Source organism: Prescottella sp. D32 (genome assembly GCF_037287305.1).
Classification (GTDB): domain Bacteria; phylum Actinomycetota; class Actinomycetes; order Mycobacteriales; family Mycobacteriaceae; genus Prescottella; species Prescottella equi.
This window is the reverse complement of record NZ_JARBSW010000010.1, coordinates 1-2,742: the sequence shown is the minus strand read 5'-3', so window position 1 is coordinate 2,742 and position 2,742 is coordinate 1. Positions and strand designations below refer to the sequence as shown.

Annotated in this window: 2 rRNA genes; both read right to left on the bottom strand. The window is 56.6% G+C overall.

What is annotated here, in order from left to right:
* Position 1: 1 nt before the first annotated feature.
* Positions 2-118, bottom strand: a 5S ribosomal RNA gene (gene rrf, locus PSS76_RS23890).
* A 133-nt stretch (positions 119-251) separates the two neighbouring features.
* Positions 252-2,742: ribosomal RNA gene (locus tag PSS76_RS23885) — 23S ribosomal RNA — on the bottom strand; the annotation flags it as partial.

Here is a 2,742-nt window from a genome sequence, read left to right as displayed (position 1 = left end):
TGTTCGGCGGTGTCCTACTCTCCCACACCCTGTCGAGTGCAGTACCATCGGCGCTGGAGGGCTTAGCTTCCGGGTTCGGAATGGGACCGGGCGTTTCCCCTCCGCTATGGCCGCCGTAACTCTATGAAACTGTCACACATTCAACACCCCTACCCGAACCCATCCCCGGGGTCCGAAGACCCGAAAGATGGTGGGGGTGAATGGTATCTGTGTGTTGTTTCAGATACCGCACAGTGGACGCGTAGCTTCTTTGTGGTAAGTCCTCGGCCTATTAGTACCAGTCACCTCCACACATTACTGTGCTTCCAGTTCTGGCCTATCAACCCGGTGGTCTGCCGGGGGCCTTACCCCCTCGAGGGGGTGAGAAACCTCATCTTGGAACAGGCTTCCCGCTTAGATGCTTTCAGCGGTTATCCCTTCCGAACGTAGCTAACCAGCAGTGCTCCTGGCGGAACAACTGGCACACCAGAGGTTCGTCCGTCCCGGTCCTCTCGTACTAGGGACAGCCTTCCTCAAGTTTCTAACGCGCGCGGCGGATAGAGACCGAACTGTCTCACGACGTTCTAAACCCAGCTCGCGTGCCGCTTTAATGGGCGAACAGCCCAACCCTTGGGACCTACTCCAGCCCCAGGATGCGACGAGCCGACATCGAGGTGCCAAACCATCCCGTCGATATGGACTCTTGGGGAAGATCAGCCTGTTATCCCCGGGGTACCTTTTATCCGTTGAGCGACACCGCTTCCACTTGCCGGTGCCGGATCACTAGTCCCGACTTTCGTCCCTGCTCGACCTGTCAGTCTCACAGTCAAGCTCCCTTGTGCACTTGCACTCGACACCTGATTGCCAACCAGGCTGAGGGAACCTTTGGGCGCCTCCGTTACATTTTGGGAGGCAACCGCCCCAGTTAAACTACCCACCAGGCACTGTCCCTGAACCAGATCATGGTCCGAGGTTAGATGTCCAATACGATCAGAGTGGTATTTCAACAACGACTCCACGAACACTGGCGTGCCCGCTTCACAGTCTCCCACCTATCCTACACAAACCGAACCGAACACCAATACCAAGCTATAGTGAAGGTCCCGGGGTCTTTTCGTCCTGCCGCGCGTAACGAGCATCTTTACTCGTAATGCAATTTCGCCGAGTCTGTGGTTGAGACAGCAGAGAAGTCGTTACGCCATTCGTGCAGGTCGGAACTTACCCGACAAGGAATTTCGCTACCTTAGGATGGTTATAGTTACCACCGCCGTTTACTGGGGCTTAAATTCTCAGCTTCGCCATTACTGGCTAACCGGTCCTCTTAACCTTCCAGCACCGGGCAGGCGTCAGTCCGTATACATCGTCTTACGACTTCGCACGGACCTGTGTTTTTAGTAAACAGTCGCTTCTCTCTGGTCTCTGCGGCCCCACCCAGCTCAGGAAGCAAGTTCCGTCACCAGACGAGGCCCCCCTTCTCCCGAAGTTACGGGGGCATTTTGCCGAGTTCCTTAACCACAGTTATCTCGATCGCCTTAGTATTCTCTACCTGACCACCTGTGTCGGTTTGGGGTACGGGCCGTGTGAAAGCTCGCTAGAGGCTTTTCTCGGCAGCATAGGATCACTGAATTCGCCTCAATCGGCTACGCATCACGTCTCAGGCTGTATGTGACCCGGATTTGCCTAGGTCACGCCCTACACGCTTACACCAGTATTACCACTGACTGGCTCAGCTACCTTCCTGCGTCACCCCATCGCTTGGCTACTACCAGATCGGTTCACGCGCATCCACACACCGGAGAACCCGAAGGTTCGAAGGCGGCTTCAGGGCGCTTAGCATCACTGATTCACCAGGGGCGCGTTCACACGGGTACGGGAATATCAACCCGTTGTCCATCGACTACGCCTGTCGGCCTCGCCTTAGGTCCCGACTCACCCTGGGCGGATTAACCTGGCCCAGGAACCCTTGGTCATTCGGCGGACGAGTTTCTCACTCGTCTTTCGCTACTCATGCCTGCATTCTCACTCGTGCAGCCTCCACACCTGGATCACTCCGGCGCTTCCATGGCTGCACGACGCTCCCCTACCCATCCACACCACTGCACACAGGCCCGTAGACCCGCATGGGTGTTATGTGAATGCCGCGGCTTCGGCGGTGTACTTGAGCCCCGCTACATTGTCGGCGCAGGATCACTTGACCAGTGAGCTATTACGCACTCTTTCAAGGGTGGCTGCTTCTAAGCCAACCTCCTGGTTGTCTTCGCGACCCCACATCCTTTTCCACTTAGTACACGCTTAGGGGCCTTAGCCGGCGATCTGGGCTGTTTCCCTCTCGACTACGAAGCTTATCCCCCGCAGTCTCACTGCCGCGCTCTCACACTCTGGCATTCGGAGTTTGGCTGACGTCAGTAACCTTGTGGGGCCCATCGGCCATCCAGTAGCTCTACCTCCAGAGTGAAACACGCGACGCTGCACCTAAATGCATTTCGGGGAGAACCAGCTATCACGGAGTTTGATTGGCCTTTCACCCCTACCCACAGCTCATCCCCTCAGTTTTCAACCTAAGTGGGTTCGGGCCTCCACGACGTCTTACCGTCGCTTCACCCTGGCCATGGGTAGATCACTCCGCTTCGGGTCTAGAACATGCCACTACAAACGCCCTATTCGGACTCGCTTTCGCTACGGCTACCCCACACGGGTTAACCTCGCGACATGCCGCTAACTCGCAGGCTCATTCTTCAAAAGGCACGCCATCACCCACCCACC